Below are 17,908 nucleotides of genomic sequence, written 5' to 3'. Positions count from 1 at the left end.
CGGAGACCGGGCGCGGGTGCCCATTCGCCTGGCGGCTCATGAGCGGGCACCCGCACCCTGCCAGGGCCGTGCGACCACGACCTTCCCCTCCGCGCCGCTAGCTCGTGACGTCCTTGCGGGTGAAGCGCCAGAAGGCTGCGCCGATGAAGAGCGTGGCGTAGCAGAGGGCGGCTATTGCGCCCTTGGCCAGGTCTGCCGTCTGCATGGGGGTGGAGAGCAGGCCCTGCCAGGCGTCGGCGTAGTGGGTGGGTAGGACGGTGCGCAGATTTCCCAGGGCGGTGATCTGGTCGAGGATGCTGGAGAGGATCCACAGCAGTACCGCGCCGCCCACCGCGCCGAGTGCGGCGTCCGTGAGCGTGGAGAGCAGGAATGCCAGGGCTGCCACGATCAGCATGGTTGTCGCCAGGTAAGCCAGGATGGCCAGCAGGCGCAGCACTCCCGGGCCGGGTGGGATCTGTGCGGCGATGGTGCTGCCCAGGGGGTGCCAGCCGTAGCGCAGGGTGCCGATCAGCAGGGCGGTGCCTGCCAGGGTGAGCAGGGCCAGCAGGGAGTAGGCCAGGGCGACGATGAGCTTGACTCCCAGCAGCCGTGCCCTTGGTACCGGGACGGCCAGGAGGTAGCGCAGGGTGCCCCAACTGGCCTCGCTGGCGACCGTGTCGCCGCAGAAGAGGGCTACCACCACGATGAGCAGGAAGCCCGCGGAGACCGCGATGCTGAACAGGGCGAAGTTCAGGCCGCTGGACGTGGCCAGGTCGACCAGGCTCGCGAACGCACCGCCGCGGCGGCTGCCGTCGTCGTTGCCGTCGCCGCCGAACTCGAACGCCAGCAGGATGATCAGCGGCAGCAGGACCATGAAGCCCAGCGCCAACTGGGTACGCCGCCGCGACGCCTGCCGCCGCGCCTCCGCCCAGATCGGCAGCGTGGCCGACGGCCGGTAGCCGGGCACGACGCCCAGCGGCTCCCGTTGGTCGGTCGTTGTGCTCATCGGTCACCACTTCCTCGCGAGTTGTCGCCGACCAGGGCCAGGAACGCGTCCTCCAGGCGGCGGCGGGGCACCACCCGATCCACGCCGACCCCGGCCCGGACCAGCGACGCCACCACCTCGGTGCGGGGAGTGCCGTTCATGTCCACGATCAGGCCGGTGTCGCCGTCGGGGGTGACCGAACGGACGTCCAGCTCCGCCAGCACCCGGGAGGCGGCCGGCACGTCCGAGACCTCCAGCAGCACCGACGGGGAGTCACCGACGATGTCCGCCACCGGACCGGCGGCCACGATCCGGCCCTTGTTGACCACGACGGCGTGCGTACAGGTCTGCTCGACCTCGGCCAGCAGGTGGCTGGAGACCAGCACGGCCCGGCCGTCGGTGGCGTAGCGCTGCAGCACCCGGCGCATCTCGGCGATCTGCGGCGGGTCCAGCCCGTCCGTGGGCTCGTCCAGCACCAGCAGTTCGGGCAGACCCAGCATGGCCTGGGCGATGGCCAGCCGCTGCCGCATGCCGTGGCTGTACGTCTTCGTCCGGCGGTGCACAGAGTCGCCCAGCCCGGCGATCTCCAGCGCCTCGTCGAAGTGGGCGTCCGCCTCCGGCCGCCCGGTGGCCCGCCAGTACGCCCGCAGGTTCTCGTAGCCGCTCAGATGCGGCAGGAAACCCGGCCCCTCCACCAGCGCACCGACCCGGGACAGGATCGGCGCCCCCGGCACGAGCCGGTGCCCGAAGACCAGCGCATCGCCCTCGGTGGGCAGGGTGAGGCCCATGAGCACCCGCAGCGTGGTGGTCTTGCCCGCACCGTTGGGCCCGAGCAGCCCGACCACCTGACCACGCTCGACCGTGAAGTCCACCCGCTCCACCGCCACGAACCCGTCCCCGTACGCCTTGCGCAGGCCGCGCACGACCAGCGGGGTGTCCGCGTACTCGTCGATCGTGGGGGTGTGCGTCCCGCGGGCCCGGCGGCGGCGGATGGCCAGGAGCACGACGATGCCCAGCAGGATCGCCGCGGCCAGCCCGGCCAGGACGAACCACCAGATCGAGTCCGGGTTCGGGATCGGCGTGCCGGTCACCGTGGGCAGGGTGAGCGCCGGGTCCAGCGCGACCGTGTAGGTGGTCGGCGGGGCCGGGGTGAGGAACGCCTGGTCGCTGGTGGCGACCACGACGCGGACGGTGTGCCCGGCGTCGATGCGCCGCACGATGCCGGGCAGGGTCACGGTCACGGGCGCCGCGGCCGCGATGTCGGTCGGCAGCCCGGTGAGCCGGACCGGGGCGACCAGGCCGCCGCTGAGCGTGGCGGCGCCGTCCGGATCCACGTCGTAGAGCTTGACGAACAGCACCGCCTCGCCGGTCGGGGACGCGGCCCGCAGCCGCACCGTCGGCGCGCCGACCACGTCGATCGCGGCCGGCACCGGGGCGGACTCGAACGTCGCGTGCTGGCCGGGGATGTCCCCCGCGACGCCGCCCAGCAGCGTGCTGAGCTGCCCGCCGGTGCCGGGCAGCGAGGAGATCGCGGCCGGGGTGCCGTTGGGCGGGTTGGCGATCCGCTGCGCGGCGCCCGCCAGCGCGACCTCGGTGCGGCCCGTCCCCGCCATCCCCGGATACGCGGGCGTCGAGTAGCCGTTGGTGACCAGGCCCCGGTCCGTCGCGCTGAACCCGGCCACCCGCGAGTACGTGAAGCTGGTCGCCGGTGCCGCCCCGGCGCCGCGCACGTAGTGGTCGAGCCACTGCGCGGTCAGGAACCGGGTGCGGTCCGAGTCGGACTGCGGGCCGTCACCGCCGTCGTGGCCGCCGGTGAACCAGGCCACGCGCACCGGGGTGCCGGTGGCCGCGATGCCGCGGGCGTTGGCGTCCGCCTCCGACAGCGGGAACAGCGTGTCCACGGCACCCTGGATCAGCAGGGTGGGCGCTTTGACCTGGTCGAGTACCGGGCCCGGGCTGGAGCGGCGCAGCAGGGCCAGGGTCGCCGCGTCCGGCGTCCCGGCGGAGGCCAGGCGCAGGTAGGCGGCGCAGACGTCAGGGGCGAACCGGCCACAGGCCGGGTCGACGGTCCCTCGGGGCGCGGCCGGTCCCCGCCGACCGGACGCGTCCCCAGCGGACGATGGGTTCCCGGCCGCCGGGTTGTCGGCTCCGGAACCGGGAGCCGGGTTGTCGGCTGCGGAAGCGGCTCCGCCGAGGGCCGGGGCGCCCGCGGCGGCACCGTTGCCGAAGAACAGTCCGGCCCAGCCCTTCTTGAACACCCCGGTGGCCGAGGTGTCGGCGGACTGCGGGAGGAATGCCCGGCCCAGGTCGTTCCAGGTGATCAGCGGGACGATGGCGTCGACGCGCCGGTCGACGGCGGCCAGCAGCAGGGCGAGGGCGCCGCCGTACGAGCCGCCGACCACGCCGACGCGGGGGTCGCCGGGGGCGTCCGTGCGGACCTCGGGGCGGGCGGCCAGCCAGTCCAGCAGGCGGGCGGCGTCCTTCACCTCGTAGTCGGGGCTGTCCAGGTGGATCTGCCCGCCGCTGCGGCCGAAGCCCCGGGCCGTCCAGGTCAGTACCGCGTACCCGCGCCCGGCCAGCTCCTGCGCGTCCTCGCGGACGGAGTCCTTGGTGCCGCCGAAGCCGTGCGCCAGCAGCACCGCGGGGACCCGGCCGGAGCGGTCCGCGGGCAGGTAGAACCGGGCGTCCAGATCCACCGGCTCGGTGCCCGACGGGCCGGACAGCACGGTGATCCGCAGGTCACGGCTGATGTACGCGGCCTGCTCGGGCCACGCGGCCCACCCGACCAGCGCGGCGACGAGCACGACGACGGCCGCGCCGGCCACGAGGCGGCGGCGGGTCGGCCGGGGCAGCGCACGGCGCAGCCGGGACGGGAGTACAGGCATGCGCGCCACGGTAGCCGCGCCCGGCTGAGCCCCCGCTGAGAACGCCCCCGGTCAGCAGCCCTGGCGGTCGGTGAAGCGGAACTGCAGTGGCTCGGCCATCCCGGCCTGGAGCACGGCGACCTTGTCGTTCTTGATGGCGAACAGCAGCGCGTAGTCGCCGTGCGGGGCGAGCCAGGCGGTCGCGCCGGACCAGTCGTCGAGCTGCTTGCCGCCCGGGTAGCCGCGCTTGACCTCCGCGAGGGCAGTACCGATCCTGGTGCCCTTCGGGGTGGTCGGGCCGGATCCGTGGACGCTCAGGTAGAGCAGGCGGCCCTTGAAGAAGACCAGGTCCGGTGAGCCGTACTTGGCCAGGCCGGTGCCGCCGGTGTAGCCGGTGCACGACTTCTTGGCCGCCCCGGTGATCAGCCCGGTGGACTTGAGGGTCGCCTGCGAAACCCCGATCTTGTACGGCCCGAGCCCGCCCGCGCTGATCGTGGTGTCCCCGGTCGCCGGGCGGGGTGCGCCGCTGCGGTTCGCCGTGCCGTCCGGGTTCTTGGTGAACGCGGGCTTGGCCGTACCGGTGGCGGGGGGCTCGGTGGGCTCGGGCCCGCCGACGCCTGCCTCGGCCGGGACGGACGCGGTCGGGGCCGGGGCAGCCGCGGGCTTCTTGGCGTCGTGGGAACAGGCGGCCATGCTGAGCAGGGTGATTGCGGCGGCGGCGAGAATCGTGCGGCGGAGCCTCATGGGGTTGCCCTCCGGGCGGACGAGGGGTGCGGGCGAGCCGGGCGGCGATAGCGTGTCAACCTAGTCCCTCACGTATCCCGGAGGCTCTCGCGGTGCCAGACGATCTCACGCTGACCGTCACCTTGCGACCGGCGGCCCTCGATGCCCGCCGTGGCATCGTGCGGCTGCATCCCGAGGTGATGGCCGCGCTCGCGGTCCGCCCCGGCGACCCGCTGCAGCTCACCGGTACCCGGACCACGGCCGGCATCGCCGCGCGCGCCGAACCGACCGCCAGCCGCGCCCTGCTCTACGCCGACGACCTCACCCTGGGCAACCTCGGCATGCGCGACGGCGGCCAGGTCACGGTGTCCCCGGTCGCGGTGGCCGAGGCGCGCCGGGTGACGCTGCTCGGGCCACCCGAGATCGTCGCGGTGGTGTCGCCCGAGATGCTGCGGCTGGCGCTGCTCGGCAAGGTGGTCACCGCGGGCGACGACGTGTCGCTGCTGCCCCAGGACGTGCTGCCGGCCGCCGCGCACCGCTCGCTGGTCGAGGCCGCCCGGCGCAGCCTCGCGAACCGCGTCGGCTACGCGTGGACGAGCACGCTGCTCACCGTCGTCGCCGTGGAGGGCACCGACGCGGCGCTGGTCACGATGGACACGGTGGTGGGCTGGGAGGGCGGGCACTTCTCCGAGGTACGGGGCACCGCCTCCACTCCCGCGTCGCCCGCGCACGCGCCCGCGTCGACCGATCCCGAGGTGCCGCCGCCCAGCATCGACGACCTGCCCGGACTCACGGCGCAGGCCAAGGAACTGACCGAGCTGCTGGACCTGGGCTTCCACCACCGTGAGGTGCTCGGGCGGCTGGGCACGACGGTGTCGTTGGGCGTACTCGTCTCGGGTCCGGCCGGGTCGGGCAAGTCCGCGCTGGTGCGCGCGGTCGCCGCCGGGGTCGGCGCGCGGGTACTGCCGGTGTGGGCGCCGGAGCTGGCCGCGCTGACCAACGACGGTGCGGCCACCCGGCTGCGCGGGCTCGCCCGCGACGCGCGAGCGGGCGCAGTGTCCGTACTGCTGATCTCGGATGTGGAGGCGCTGGCGCCGCGCGATCAGCCCGGCCCGCTGGCGACCGTGTTCCGGCAGGTCCTCGCGGAGCTGCTGAAGGCCGGGGTGGCCGTGGTGTGCACGACCAGCCGTCCCGAGTCGCTGGATCCGTCGCTGCGCGACCCGGATCTGCTGGCGGTGCAGCTCGCGGTTCCGCTGCCGGACACCGCGATGCGGCGCGAGCAGCTCGGCGTGCTGACCCGGGGGATGCCGCTGGCCGAGGACGTCCGGCTGGACGACGTGGCGGGGCGTACCCCCGGCTTCGTGGCGGCGGACCTGGGCGCGCTGGCGCGCGAGGCCGGTGTCCGTGCGGCCCTGCGCCAGAAGGAGTCGATGGCGCCCACGGTGACGATGGCGGACTTCGAGGCGGCGCTGGACGTGGTGCGTCCCACCTCGATGGCGGAGTCCACGTTGGAGGTCGCGGCGGTGACCCTTGACGACGTGGGCGACATGGCAGAGACCAAGCAGGTGCTCACCGAGTCGGTGCTGTGGCCGCTGACCTACCCTGACACGTTCGCCCGGCTCGGGGTGCAACCTCCGCGCGGCGTCCTGCTGTACGGCCCGCCCGGCTGCGGCAAGACCTACCTGGTCAAGGCGATCGCCGGTACGGGCAAGGCGAACGTGCTCTCGGTCAAGGGCGCGGAGCTGCTCAGCAAGTGGGTGGGCGAGAGCGAGCGCGCGGTACGCGAACTGTTCCGCCGCGCCCGCGAGGCCGCGCCGACCCTGGTCTTCCTCGATGAGGTGGACGCGCTGGCCCCGGTACGCGGGCAGGCCACCGACGGCGGCACCACGGATCGGGTGGTCGCCGCGCTGCTCACCGAGCTGGACGGGGTGGAGGCCCTGCGCAACGTCGTGGTGATCGGCGCGACGAACCGGCCCGACCTGGTCGACCCGGCGCTACTGCGCCCCGGCCGCCTGGAACGGCTGGTGTACGTGCCGCCGCCGGACGCCGATGCCCGTACGGCGATCCTGCGGGCGGCGGCACGGTCGGTGCCGTTGGATCCGTCCGTGGATCTCGCCGCGCTCGGCGCGGATCTGGACGGCTTCTCCGCGGCCGACTGCTCCGCGTTGATCCGCGAGTCGGCGCTGGCCGCGATGCGCGAGTCGCTGGAGGCCACCACGGTCACCGGCGCGCACGTGGCGACGGCGCGCAAACGGGTCCGCGCCTCCCTGGACGCGGCCCAGGTGGCGTGGCTGGCGGCGTACGCCGAGAAGGCCGGATGAGTTCCGCCGATCGTTGACGATGGCGTACGGCCCGATCCGCTGAGGACGCGGCCGGGTCTCAGCGGCGGCGGGTGCGGGCGCGGGCGGACCGTAGGCGGCGCAGCCGGCCGATGAGGACCGGGTCGTGCTCGTATGCGGCCGGATTGTCCAGCAGCCCGTTGAGGAGCTGGTAGTAGCGGGTGGCCGAGAGCCCGAAGGCGTCCCGGACGGCCTGCTCCTTGGAACCGGCGTGCTTCCACCATTTGCGCTCGAACGCGAGAATCTGCTCCTCGCGCTCGGTGAGTGCGAAGGTCCCGACGGGCTCGGCCCGGACGGCGGTGGCCTCGGCCTGAACCTCGGGTTCGGCCAGGGCTGCCGCCTCCGCGCGTGGTGCGGGCACGCGTTGCGGCTCCACAGCGGAGGTTTCGTGGACGTCCGGGATGTCGGCGGGTGGCTGCATAGGGGCGCTCCTCGGGGTGTTCGCCAGAGCACGCACAAACGTACGAAGGGGATCGCCAGCATAGTGGCAGCCGGCGATCCCCTTCGCACCGCGGCGCGCACGCCGCGAGGTTACCTCACGTAATGTCGCGGCTACGGATAGTCCACATCGCTGCCCCCACAACGAGGACCAGGACCGCCGCCAGCACCCCGCCCGCCATCTGCCAGGTGATCGTCAGAGTGTCCGGCAGGCACCCCCGGGTCGCGGAGAAGTCGCAGGACTCGTAGTCCTCCAGCCGTACCTGCTTGTCGAGCCACGCCTGCGCCCACACCGGGATCAGGTACGCCTCGATGAACTTGACCCTGGCCAGCACCAGCACTGTGGCCAGGCCGAATTGGAGGACCACGATCGCACCCACGGTCACGCCCAGCGCCACGGCGGTGTGCCGGCCCAGGGAGGCGAGCCCGAAGCCGAGGGCGGCCGCGGCCAGCACGAGCACCACCGCACGCAACTCCAGCAGCATGATCGACTGCCAGGCCCCGGAGGTCATCCCCTCCGTGCTTCCGTTCAGCTCGGCGACGACCAGGAAGACGCCGGTCCACACGGCGGACACCACGACCGTGAACGCACCGACCCCGGCCAGCAGAGCGGCCAGTTTAGTGCCCAGCACCCGCTGGCGCTGCGGGCGCCACAGCAGCAGGTTCATCATCCCGCCGCTGCTCCATTCGGCGCCCACGAAGGACGCCCCGATGACGAAGGCGCCCATCGCCAGGATCCCCGCCAGCGCGAACATCATCTCCGGGAAGTTCGTTCGGAAGCTGAAGGTGGCCGGCATGTACCACTCGTACTTGAAGTCCTCCTGGTTCGGCGGGGTGATCTCGGCGCAGTTCGCCGGGAAGTTCGGCGCCTGATCCGTACCCTGCGCCGCCACGCACGCCTGCTGCTGCTGTTCGGTCTCCCGCAGCGCGTTCTGGTAGTCCTCGTCCGCATGCGCCCGGGCGGCGGCGACCGCCTCCGGGCCGACCTTCTGGTTGGTGAGCAACGTGCCGACCACGAGCGCCGCGAGGACGGCGAGGCAGCCGATGGCCAGCACCTTCGTGAAGCGGCGCTTCACCAGGCGCCGGGTCTCCGCGCGATACAGGCTCACTGTTCCCACCCGCCCTGTGCCTGGCCGAGGGAGAACTCGCCCACGGAGATCTCGGCGGCGGCGGGCTCACCGGCCGGGGCCAGCACGTTCTCGTCCACCTGCCGGTAGTGGCCCGGCACCGGCGCGGTGCCGGTGAGTTCGAGGAAGACACTCTCCAGGTCGGCGGTGACCGGCGTCAGCTCGCTGACGTACAGCTCGCGGTCCGCCAGCGCGCGGGTGATCAGGGCCGGCTGCGCCACGCCGGTGACCAGCAGGTGGTCTGATTCCACACGGGTGGAGAGCCCCGCGCCCGCCAGCACGTCGGCGGCGGTCGGGAGGTCGGCCGGCTCCACCCGGACCCGGACCGCGGCGGAGGTGTGCTGCGCCAGGACCTCGGCGACCGTACCGGCGGCGACCCGGCGGCCCGCCGCGATGATGGTCACCGAGTCGCAGATGAGCTGGATCTCGCCGAGGATGTGGCTGGACAGCACGACCGTCATGCCGGATTCGGCCAGGTTGCGCATGAGCGTACGCATCTCCCGGATGCCGCCCGGGTCCAGGCCGTTGGCGGGCTCGTCCAGGATGAGCAGCTGGGGGTTCTTCAGCAGCGCGGACGCGACCGCCAGCCGCTGCTTCATGCCCAGCGAGTACGTCCTGACCCTGTCCTTCGCCCGGTCGCGCAGGCCGACCAGCTCCAGCACCTCGTCCACCCGGTGCTGATCCACGCCCCCCGCGTCGGCCAGCAGCGACAGGGTGTCGCGGGCGGTGAAGTTGCCGAAGAACTGCGGGCTCTCCACGATGGCGCCCACCTTGCCCGCGACCTCGGGCAGGGCGGCGGGGACCTCGCGGCCGAGCAGGGTCATCCGGCCACCGTTCGGCTTGATCAGGCCCAGCAGCGTACGCAGCGTAGTGGTCTTGCCGGAGCCGTTCGGCCCGAGGAAGCCGTGGACCTGACCCGCCTCGACGACCATGTCGAAGCCGTCGAGCGCCCGGCGTACCCCCTTGCGGCTGCGATAGGTCTTCTGCAGACCCGATATCTCCAGGACGGCCGTCACGCCGCACCTCCCGGTCACGTGGAAACGACGGCCGCCACCCTAGGTGACGTTCGCCATCCGGTGGGGTCAGGCGCAGATGACGTGTACGCCGGCGTCGTGGAAGCGCTGCACCACCGACGGCGATGCCCCCGAGTCGGTCACCAGCGTCTCGACCTTCACGATCGGGCAGATCCGGGCGAACGCGTGCCCGCCCAGCTTGGACGAGTCGGCGATGACGACGACCCGCTTGGCGCGCGCCACCATGAGGCTGTTCATGGCCGCCTCGCCCTCGTGGTGCGCGGCCGCGCCCAGCTCCACGTCGAGGGCGTCGACGCCGAGCAGCACGATGTCGAGGGTGACCTCCTTGAGCAGCGCGCCGCCGAGCGGGCCGACCAGCTCGAAGGACTGCGGGCGCACGATGCCCCCGGCCACCACGATCTTCATCCGGGACCGGACCAGCAGCTCGTTGGCGATGTTCAGGGCGTTCGTGACGACGGTGAGCTGGGCGCCGTCGCCGCTGGTGTTCAGGTCGGGGCGGACCGCCAGGGCCCGGGCCACCTCGGTCATGGTGGTGCCGCCGTTGAGTCCGACGACCGTGCCGGGGACGACGAGCTTGGCGGCGGCCTCGCCGATCCGCTGCTTCTCCGCCGAGTGTTTGGCGCTCTTGTAGCGCAGCGGCAGGTCGTACGAGACGCCGTTGGCGACCGCGCCGCCGCGGGTCCTCGTGATCATCTGCTGCTGGGCCAGCTGGTCGAAGTCACGCCGGATCGTGGCCTGGGACACGTCGAGGCGCCCGGCCGCATCCTCGACGCTCACCCGCCCGCTCTCGGCCAGTAACTCGAGCAGGGCATTCCACCGCGCGTACCGGTCCACCCGAGCCTCCCCGCTGCACGTTCCGTGATAAGAGTGTGCACATTAGTGCGCGAAAAGACACGAAGCAAAGAGGGTACCTGCGCGAATACCCTCGGTGCATTGCCTCGGGGGCGGGCATCTGCGCAGAATGACGCTCGAAAGAACGTCGTACCGAACGCTTCTGCGCAAACGGCGGCCTGTGAAGGACATGCGATGACCCACGTCAAGGCGGAGATCGCCAGCCAGCCCGACTGTTGGCGACAGGCCGCCAAACTGGCCGACGCCCCCGGCCTCCCCAAATCCGGCGAACGCGTCGCCGTCGCCGGCTGCGGCACCTCGTGGTTCATGGCCAAGGCGTACGCGGGCCTGCGTGAGCGCGCCGGTCATGGCGAGACCGACGCGTTCCAGGCGTCGGAGTTCCCCTCGGAGCGCCGCTACGACCGGGTCGTCGCGATCACCCGTTCCGGCACCACCACGGAAGTCCTCGATCTGCTCGAATCCCTCAAGGGCCGCTGCCCCACCACCGTCATCACCGCCGACTCCGGCCAGCCCGCCGCCACCCTGGCCGACGAGGCGATCGCGCTGGACTTCGCCGACGAGCTGGCGGTCGTGCAGACCCGCTTCGCCACCACCGCGCTGGCGCTGCTGCGCGCCCACCTGGGCGCCGACATCGAGACCATCGCCTGCGACGCCGAGGTCGCGGTCCGCATCCCGCTGCCGGTGCACCCCGCGCTCGCCGAGCAGATCACGTTCCTGGGCAGCGGCTGGACGATCGGCCTCGCCGAGGAGGCCGCCCTGAAGTGCCGGGAGGCCGCCGGGTACTGGGCCGAGGCGTACCCCGCCATGGACTACCGGCACGGGCCCATCGCGCTGGCCGCCCCGCGCCGCGTCGTCTGGGTCTTCGGCGACATCCCGGCCGGGCTCGTCGACGACGTCGAGGCGACCGGCGCCTCGTTCGTGCACAGCCGGTACAACGGTGGCTACGCGGCCCTCGGCGCCTGGCGCGGCGGCCGGGCACCGCTGGACCCCATGGCCGACCTGGTGGTGGCCCAGCGCGTCGCGGTGCTGCTGGCCACCAGCCAGGGCCTCGACCCGGACCGGCCACCCCACCTGACCCGCTCGGTCGTCCTCCCGTGAGCGAACACCACCACCGGAAAACATCGAAGGTCGAAGATATCCTGACCGGGTGCACGCGAAAGGTCTGCCTGCGGTGAGCGACGACGCCGTCATCGCCCTCGACGTCGGTGGCACCGGGATGAAGTGCGCGGTGGTCCGCCCGGACGGCACCGTGCACCACGCCGAACGGCACCCCACCCGCGCCGACCGCGGCCCCCAGGCCGTCACCACGGCCATCCTCGACATCGCCGCCGGGCTCGCCGACCGCGCCCGCGCCGACGGGCTCACCCCGATCGCGGCGGGCGTCGCCGTGCCCGGCGTGGTGGACGAGGCCACCGGCACCGCGGTGTGGTCGTCGAACGTCGGCTTCCGCGACGTGCCGTTGCGCAACCTCGTCGCCGACCGGCTCGGCCTGCCCGCCGCGCTCGGCCACGACGTACGCGTGGGTGGTCTCGCCGAGGCCCGCCTCGGCGCGGGCCGCGACGAACGGCACGTGCTGTTCGTCGCGATCGGCACCGGCATCGCCGCCGCCCACGTCGTCGGCGGCCGGACCTTCGCCGGAGCGCACGGCGCGGCCGGCGAGATCGGCCACGTGATCGTGCGCCCCGGCGGCCCCCTGTGCGGCTGCGGGGCGCGCGGCTGCCTCGAAGCCATCGCGTCCGCCGCGGCCATCGGCCGCCGGTACGCGGAACTGTCCGGCATCGCCACCGCGACCGCCTTCGACGTGGCCGCGCAGGCCGCCGCCGGGCGGGAACCGGCCACCACGGTGTGGCAGGACGCGATCGAGGCGCTGGCCGACGGCCTGCTCACCGCCCAGGCCCTGTTCGACGCGGGCGTGATGGTGCTCGGCGGCGGGCTCGCGGAGGCCGGGGAGGAACTGCTGGCTCCGCTGCGCACCGCCTGCGCCGCGCGGGTCACGTTCCACCGGATGCCGCGCATCACCCGTGCCGCGCTCGGCGACACCGCCGGCTGCCTCGGCGCCGCCCTGTTGGCCCTCGACTCCGTGGCGGAGCGCCCGTGACCATCACCGAGGTACGCGGCCGGATCGTGCGCCCCGGCGCGATCGTCCCCGGCGCCGTCCGGGTCGACGGCCCGACGATCCTCGACGTCGAAGCGGCCACCGACGTCCCCGACGACATCGTCGTGCCCGGCTTCGTGGATCTGCACTGCCACGGCGGCGGCGGGCACACCTTCACCACCGGCGACGTCGAGTCCGCCCGGCAGGCGGCCGGGTTCCACCTGGCGCACGGCACCACCACGATGCTGGCCAGCCTGGTCAGCTCCCCGTACGAGCTGATGCGGGCGGCGACCGCGGCGTACGCGCCGCTGGTGGCGGACGGGACGGTGGCCGGGATCCACTTCGAGGGGCCGTACCTGTCGGGGGCCCGGTGCGGGGCGCAGAACCCGGCCCACCTGCGGGACCCGTCGCTGGAGGAGCTGACCGGGCTGGTGAAGCTCGGCGACGGGGCGGTGCGGATGGTGACGATCGCCCCCGAGCTGCCCGGCGCGCTGGAAGCCATCGCGTACCTGGCCGGGGCCGGGGTGGTCGCCGCGGTGGGACACACCGACGCCACGTACGAGCAGACCCTGGCCGGGGTGGCCGCCGGAGCGACCGTCGGCACCCACGTCTTCAACGGCATGCCGCCCGCCCACCACCGCCGTCCCGGACCCGTGGTGGCGCTGCTCGGCGCCCGCACCGTCGTCTGCGAGCTGGTCGCGGACGGCTTCCACCTGCACCAGGGGATGCTGTCGTTCGCCGCGCACGCGACCGGCCCCGACCGCGCCGCCCTGATCACCGACGCGATGGACGCGGCGGGCATGCCGGACGGCCGGTACGAGCTGGGCGGCCAGGAGGTCGTCGTCGCGGACCGGGTCGCCCGGCTGACCCGCGACGGCTCGATCGCGGGCAGCACCCTGACCATGGACGCGGCGCTGCGGCAGGCGGTGGCCGCGGGCATCGCGCTGCCCGACGCGTGCGCGATGGCGGCCACCACCCCGGCGCGGGCGCTGGGGCTCGCCGACCAGCTCGGCGCGCTGGAGGCAGGACTGCGGGCGGATCTCGTCGTGCTCTCCGCGGACCTGCGGGTCAAGCGCGTGATGCGCGCCGGCGCCTGGATCACCTGACCACCGAAGGGGCGGCCACGTCGCGCGTGGCCGCCCTCGGTGTCGGTCGGTTACTGGGCGCAGATCAGATTCAGCGATGCGGTCCAGGACCGGCTGGAGCCGTTGGTGTCGTGCCGGGTGTCGATGTCGCCGCCGGTGAGACCGGACTGGTGATGCGGCACGAGGCGGTCCAGGTACGCCTGACCACCCGCTCCGTCCAGCCCGCCCGCCGCGCTGATCGCCCGGGTGCCGGTGGGGCACTCCCTGGTGAGGGCCTTGTCGGCGGTGCTGCTCGCGCTCGTCGTCCGCGGCACGAGTTGCAGGCCGGCCGGTGCGTACCCGCAGATCGCGGCGGCCACGGTGCCCGCGTCGTTGTTGTTCGCCCCGTCCTCCTGGTAGGAGGCGACGGTGACCGAGCGCAGGTCGCTGGAGGGGTTCAGGCTGTCCAGGATCATGCCCGGCGCCTGGTGCTGGAAGTACCAGAACGGGCCGGCCGCCGCGCCGCCGACGCTGAGCACCTTCTTGCCCGCGGGGCAGGTGACGGTGGTCCGCACGCCCCGCGCCCCGGTGTTTGTGGAGTTCACGGCCGACGTGTACGCCAGGCCGAGTTCGGGCCGGTCCGGGCCGCAGACGGCCCACGCGTAGACGGTCCAGTTGCCGGTGTACCCGCCGACGGCCTCGTGGGCGCTGGCGTAGAAGTGCTGCCGGTCGCCGCGGCTGTCGAGCTCGTACAGGATCACCTCGTGGCCGCCGTTGACGATGTCGCCGCCACCGCCATACACGACGGTGCCCGCCGGGCAGGTGGCGGTGGCCTGCTTGGAGAAGCCTGAGTCGGTGGCGCTCTGCCCCGGCACCAGCCGCAGGTCGGAGCCGACGGACGCGGACGCCGGGCTGGACAGGGCCAGCTGCCCGGCGGTCAGCGCCACCGCGGCGGCGAACGTCAGGCTGATCAGACGGGGGCGGCGGGACGGCTGGGGTGCTTTGACGTCGTTCACGGTGTTCGTCTCCTCGTGTCGCGAGCTTGCGCGGGCCGCGCATGCCTCTCGCAGAACAAGGCGTGAGAAAACGGCTCACCGGCGGTGAGGTCACAGCTCCCAGTGCGTGGGGGTGGCCGGGCGGTAGGAACACGCCCGGCCGGTGGCCACCGACGCGCGCAGGTGGTCGCCCAGTTCGGGATGGGCGCGTTCGATGCGGCGCAACGCGTCGCGGATCCGGGCGGTGACCGTGCTGCGGGCCCGCTCACCGGTGTCGCCCAGGCGCCGCACCCGCCCACCGAGCCCGTACGCCCGGGCCAGCTCGTCGATCAGGGCGCTGCGCTCGGCGGTGTACCGGGCCAGGCGGCCGTCGTCGTGATCGTCCTCGGCCTCGGCAATCTCCGCGTCGAGATCCGCGAGGCGTTTCTTGTACGCGGCCCGGGCCCGCTGGTCGATCACCTCGTCGCCGCCGAGCTGCGGCGCGGGCGCGTCGGCCCCGGCCAGCAGCCGCGCCGCCGGAACCTCCTGCCCCGGAACGGCCAGCAGGGCGGCCAGGTCGCGCAGCCCTTTCGCGTCGCGCAGCTGCACCGTACGGGCGGCGTAGCGCAGCGTCCACACCTCGCCGTCGCGCCGGAACACCGCCTGCGCGGGCGGGTCCACCGCCGCCCCGCCGGCCAGGGCCGCGGTCGCCTCGTCGTGCAACGCCCGCAGTCCGAGTTCGTCGGCGACCTCGGCCGAGTCCGTGAGCAACCGCCGTGCCCGCGTGTGGTCGCCGGGGGCACCGCGGCTCAGCAGGACGTACCCGAGGTGGGCGCGGACCCGCGCGGACAGCGGGCGCGCCGCCAACCGTTCGGTGAGCGTCAGCGCGTCGTCGAGGTGGGCGACCGCCCGGTCCCACCGCTGCTGGGCGGCCGCGGCCAGCCCGAGGTAGAGCGAGACCGGCCCGAGCACGCTGACCACGCCGCCCAGCACGACCATCTGCCGCTCGTACGGCAACAGGCGCTCGTAATAGTCGGCGCAGCGCCCGGCCAGCCCGGTCGCGGCCGCCAGCTCGACGTCCAGGGCGGCGCCCGCCAGCAGCTGCGACGGCTCCGCGGACTCCTCGGTCTGCAGCGGCAACGCCCGCAGGATCTCCGCCGCCGCGTCACGGTCACCGGCGCCGAGCGCCATCATGGCGTGGAACAGCGGCGTGAGTTCCGGGCGTACGGCCCGGTCGCCCAGTTCCGCCCGGATCTGCGCGGCGCCGGCCCACCCGGCCCGGTCCAGGGCCGCCATCAGCCGCTGGCTGGCGTGTACGCCGAAGCCCGCCGACTCCCCGATCAGCTCGGCGAACCGGACCGCCTGCTCGCCGAGCCGCCGGGCGTCGTCGTCCCGCCCGCCCAGATGGGCGAGGGCGGCCCGCCGGGACAGCACGAGGTACCGCGGCGTGGGCAGGTTCAGCTCGGTGGCGAGGTGTTCCAGCTCCCGGATCCCCGCCAGCGCCCGCGGATCCGCCAGCTCCACCATGGCCACGAACCGGCAGAACCGGGCCCGGAACACCAGATCCGGAACGTTGCCCGCGGTGGCCGCCGCGGCCATCTCGTCGGCGATCGCCAGGCGCTGCGTCGCGGTGCCCGGCCCCCAGATCACGTCGTGCCGGGCGTGCAGGCACCAGGCCATCGCCGCGTGGTCGCCGCTGGCGTGGGCGGTGGCGCAGGCACGGTAGGCCAGGTCCGTGGCCCGCTCCGGATCGGCGCCGGGCCCGTCGCGGTGCGTGCGGGCCAGCGCCGCGAGCACGCGGGCGTACAGCGCGACGGCGGCGTCGCCGGGCGCGTCCACCAGGGCCGCGGCGGCCTGGTCCAGCAGGTCGATCACCTCGCGCCGGGCGGCGTCCGAGTCGGCACCGAGCCGATGCAGTCCGAGTACGGCGGTCCCCAGCGCGGCCGCGTCCCCCGCGCGGGCCGCCAGCCGGGCCGCGTCGGCGAACCCCGTCCACGCCGCGGCGCGTTCACCGGCGCGCAGCAGCGCCTCGGCCGCGCTCAACCGCACCGCCAGGGGCACCGGCCCCCCGTGCTCCAGCAGGCGCAGCGCCTGCCGCCAGTGCCGCACCGCCTCCTCGTACGCCAGCCGTGCCCCTGCATGCTCGGCCGCGGCGACGGCGTATCCGGCGGCCGTGGCCGGATCCACCGCGGGCACGGCGAGCGCGAAATGGTGGGCGAGTTCGCCGGGCGGGACACCGGCACGTTCCCGCAGCGCGGTGGCGACCGCCAGGTGGATCCGGGACCGGGCGTCGCCGCGCAGGGCGCCGTACAGCGACTCGCGGAACAGGTCGTGGGTGAACCGGTGACGGCCCGCCCCGGCCGCCACGAGCACGCCGGCCCGCACGGCGGTCTCCACCCGCGCCAGCGTCTCGGCGTACCCGATGCCCACGACGGCCGACAGCAGCGCGCCGTCGAATTCGCCGCCCACGGCCGAGGCCGCGCGCAGCAGCTCCGCGGTTGGTTCGGGCAGCCGGGCCAGCCGGCGCAGGATGGCCTCGCCGACCACCGCCGGCAGTGCGGCGGCGGGCCCCGGCGGGTCGGCCGGGCCGCCCGCCAGCCGGGAGAGCTGCGTGACGAAGAACGGATTTCCTCCGGTACGCCGCTGCACCGCCGCCACCAGTTCCGCCGACGGGTCGGCGCCCATGGTCCGGCGGATCAGCTCGCCTGTCGCTGTGCTGTCCAATCCGGTCAGCGACACCAGCTCGGCATCGGCCGGCAACGCCGCCACCAGGTCGCCGACCGGATGGTCCGCACCGATCTCCAGCTCGCGGTACGTGCCGACGAGCAGCACCCGGTCCCGGAACAACTGCCGGGCGACGAACCCGGCCAGCCGGACCGCCCCCGCGTCCGCCCAATGCAGATCGTCGAGCACGACCACCAGTGGCGTCCGGGCGGCGACCCGGCGCAGCCGCTCAGCCACCGCGGTGAACAGCCGGAACCGCATGGCGTCGGCGTCCGAGCCCGCCGACGGCGCGTCCGGGAACAGCGCCTCCAGATCGGTTCCCGCGGCGACCCCGTCATCACCGGCGACCGCGCGGACTACCTGCTGCCAGGGCCAGAAACCCGCGACGCCGTCGCCTTCCCAGCACGCTCCCCACGCCACCGTGGCGCCCGCCCCGGCCGCGTACGCGCAGACGTACTCGGCCAGCGCGCTCTTGCCGACGCCGGCCTCGCCGCCGATCAGCACCAGCCGCCCGCGGCCGTCCGCCACCTCGTCGACCACCCGGCGAAGCCGGGCCGTGGACGACTCCCGGCCCACGAGATCGGTGGCGACGACGGGTACCGACACGCCGCCATTGTCGCCCGGGTTCCGCGCCGGACGTGCGACCCACACGTGGGGGTGACGCGCGGCGGCCACCACCACGCCGCGCACGTTCTCGATCGAAAACGGAT

The 17,908-nt window shown here is 74.0% G+C and carries 13 protein-coding genes; 4 read left to right on the top strand and 9 right to left on the bottom strand.

From position 1 onward, the window contains the following. Positions 1-97: 97 nt before the first annotated feature. Genes ACMCNN_RS01415 through ACMCNN_RS01405 form a run of 3 tightly spaced genes read right to left on the bottom strand, consistent with a single transcriptional unit; the run spans position 98 to position 4,572 of the window. A complete protein-coding gene (locus ACMCNN_RS01415) occupies positions 98-985 on the bottom strand; it encodes an ABC transporter permease (protein WP_412744361.1) in 888 nt (295 codons plus the stop codon). After that, a complete protein-coding gene (locus ACMCNN_RS01410; protein ID WP_412744360.1) occupies positions 982-3,849 on the bottom strand; it encodes an alpha/beta fold hydrolase in 2,868 nt (955 codons plus the stop codon). Before ACMCNN_RS01410 ends, ACMCNN_RS01415 begins: the two co-directional genes overlap by 4 nt. A 51-nt stretch (positions 3,850-3,900) precedes the next feature. Beyond that, positions 3,901-4,572 carry a hypothetical protein gene (locus ACMCNN_RS01405; protein ID WP_412744359.1) on the bottom strand — a complete coding sequence of 224 codons (672 nt, stop codon included), beginning with the start codon at positions 4,570-4,572 and terminating at the stop codon, positions 3,901-3,903. Between the two features lie 92 nt (positions 4,573-4,664). On the opposite strand from ACMCNN_RS01405, the gene ACMCNN_RS01400 reads away from it, so the two are divergent. After that, entirely contained in the window at positions 4,665-6,872 is a 2,208-nt protein-coding gene (locus ACMCNN_RS01400; RefSeq protein ID WP_412744358.1) for an AAA family ATPase, read from the top strand. 58 nt (positions 6,873-6,930) lie between these two features. Here the strand turns inward: ACMCNN_RS01400 and ACMCNN_RS01395 are convergent, their stop codons facing one another. The 4 genes from ACMCNN_RS01395 to ACMCNN_RS01380 all read right to left on the bottom strand — a co-directional run bounded on the left by ACMCNN_RS01395 (position 6,931) and on the right by ACMCNN_RS01380 (position 10,323). Beyond that, positions 6,931-7,311 (bottom strand): DUF3263 domain-containing protein, encoded by a 381-nt coding sequence (locus ACMCNN_RS01395; RefSeq protein WP_412744357.1) that lies wholly within the window; start codon positions 7,309-7,311, stop codon positions 6,931-6,933. A gap of 115 nt (positions 7,312-7,426) precedes the next feature. Continuing rightward, entirely contained in the window at positions 7,427-8,437 is a 1,011-nt protein-coding gene (locus ACMCNN_RS01390) for an ABC transporter permease subunit (protein ID WP_412744356.1), read from the bottom strand. Then, positions 8,434-9,387, bottom strand: coding sequence for an ATP-binding cassette domain-containing protein (locus tag ACMCNN_RS01385; protein WP_412747012.1), 954 nt, complete (start codon positions 9,385-9,387; stop codon positions 8,434-8,436). The genes ACMCNN_RS01390 and ACMCNN_RS01385 overlap by 4 nt, the downstream gene beginning before the upstream one ends. Positions 9,388-9,537: 150 nt before the next feature. Then, positions 9,538-10,323 carry a DeoR/GlpR family DNA-binding transcription regulator gene (locus ACMCNN_RS01380; protein WP_412744355.1) on the bottom strand — a complete coding sequence of 262 codons (786 nt, stop codon included), beginning with the start codon at positions 10,321-10,323 and terminating at the stop codon, positions 9,538-9,540. A 192-nt stretch (positions 10,324-10,515) separates the two neighbouring features. Between ACMCNN_RS01380 and ACMCNN_RS01375 the strand changes: the two genes are divergently transcribed. The 3 genes from ACMCNN_RS01375 to nagA all read left to right on the top strand — a co-directional run bounded on the left by ACMCNN_RS01375 (position 10,516) and on the right by nagA (position 13,542). Next, positions 10,516-11,439: an SIS domain-containing protein gene (locus ACMCNN_RS01375; protein ID WP_412744354.1), complete on the top strand. Its 924-nt coding sequence runs from the start codon at positions 10,516-10,518 to the stop codon at positions 11,437-11,439. A 73-nt stretch (positions 11,440-11,512) separates the two neighbouring features. Then, a complete protein-coding gene (locus tag ACMCNN_RS01370) occupies positions 11,513-12,439 on the top strand; it encodes an ROK family protein (RefSeq protein WP_412744353.1) in 927 nt (308 codons plus the stop codon). 2 nt (positions 12,440-12,441) lie between these two features. Then, complete coding sequence (nagA, locus tag ACMCNN_RS01365) at positions 12,442-13,542, top strand: N-acetylglucosamine-6-phosphate deacetylase (RefSeq protein WP_412747011.1); 1,101 nt, start codon at positions 12,442-12,444, stop codon at positions 13,540-13,542. A gap of 50 nt (positions 13,543-13,592) precedes the next feature. On the opposite strand, the gene ACMCNN_RS01360 is transcribed toward nagA, so the two are convergent. Both ACMCNN_RS01360 and ACMCNN_RS01355 read right to left on the bottom strand, forming a co-directional pair. After that, positions 13,593-14,516, bottom strand: a complete 924-nt coding sequence (locus ACMCNN_RS01360; RefSeq protein ID WP_412744352.1) for a hypothetical protein — start codon at positions 14,514-14,516, stop codon at positions 13,593-13,595. A gap of 90 nt (positions 14,517-14,606) precedes the next feature. Further along, a complete protein-coding gene (locus tag ACMCNN_RS01355; RefSeq protein WP_412744351.1) occupies positions 14,607-17,804 on the bottom strand; it encodes an ATP-binding protein in 3,198 nt (1,065 codons plus the stop codon). Between the last annotated feature and the right edge of the window lie 104 nt (positions 17,805-17,908).

The sequence above is a fragment of the Krasilnikovia sp. MM14-A1004 genome (genome assembly GCF_047159485.1).
GTDB lineage: Bacteria > Actinomycetota > Actinomycetes > Mycobacteriales > Micromonosporaceae > Actinoplanes.
This window is presented reverse-complemented; position numbering and strand designations above follow the sequence as displayed.

Excerpts from the sequence above, each read along its gene's own strand:
- ACMCNN_RS01415 (WP_412744361.1), bottom strand. The coding sequence starts at position 985 with ATGAGCACAACGACCGACCAACGGGAGCCGCTGGGCGTCGTGCCCGGC.
- ACMCNN_RS01410 (WP_412744360.1), bottom strand. The coding sequence starts at position 3,849 with ATGCCTGTACTCCCGTCCCGGCTGCGCCGTGCGCTGCCCCGGCCGACC.
- ACMCNN_RS01405 (WP_412744359.1), bottom strand. The coding sequence starts at position 4,572 with ATGAGGCTCCGCCGCACGATTCTCGCCGCCGCCGCAATCACCCTGCTC.
- ACMCNN_RS01395 (WP_412744357.1), bottom strand. The coding sequence starts at position 7,311 with ATGCAGCCACCCGCCGACATCCCGGACGTCCACGAAACCTCCGCTGTG.
- ACMCNN_RS01385 (WP_412747012.1), bottom strand. The coding sequence starts at position 9,387 with ATGGTCGTCGAGGCGGGTCAGGTCCACGGCTTCCTCGGGCCGAACGGC.
- ACMCNN_RS01375 (WP_412744354.1), top strand. The coding sequence starts at position 10,516 with ATGACCCACGTCAAGGCGGAGATCGCCAGCCAGCCCGACTGTTGGCGA.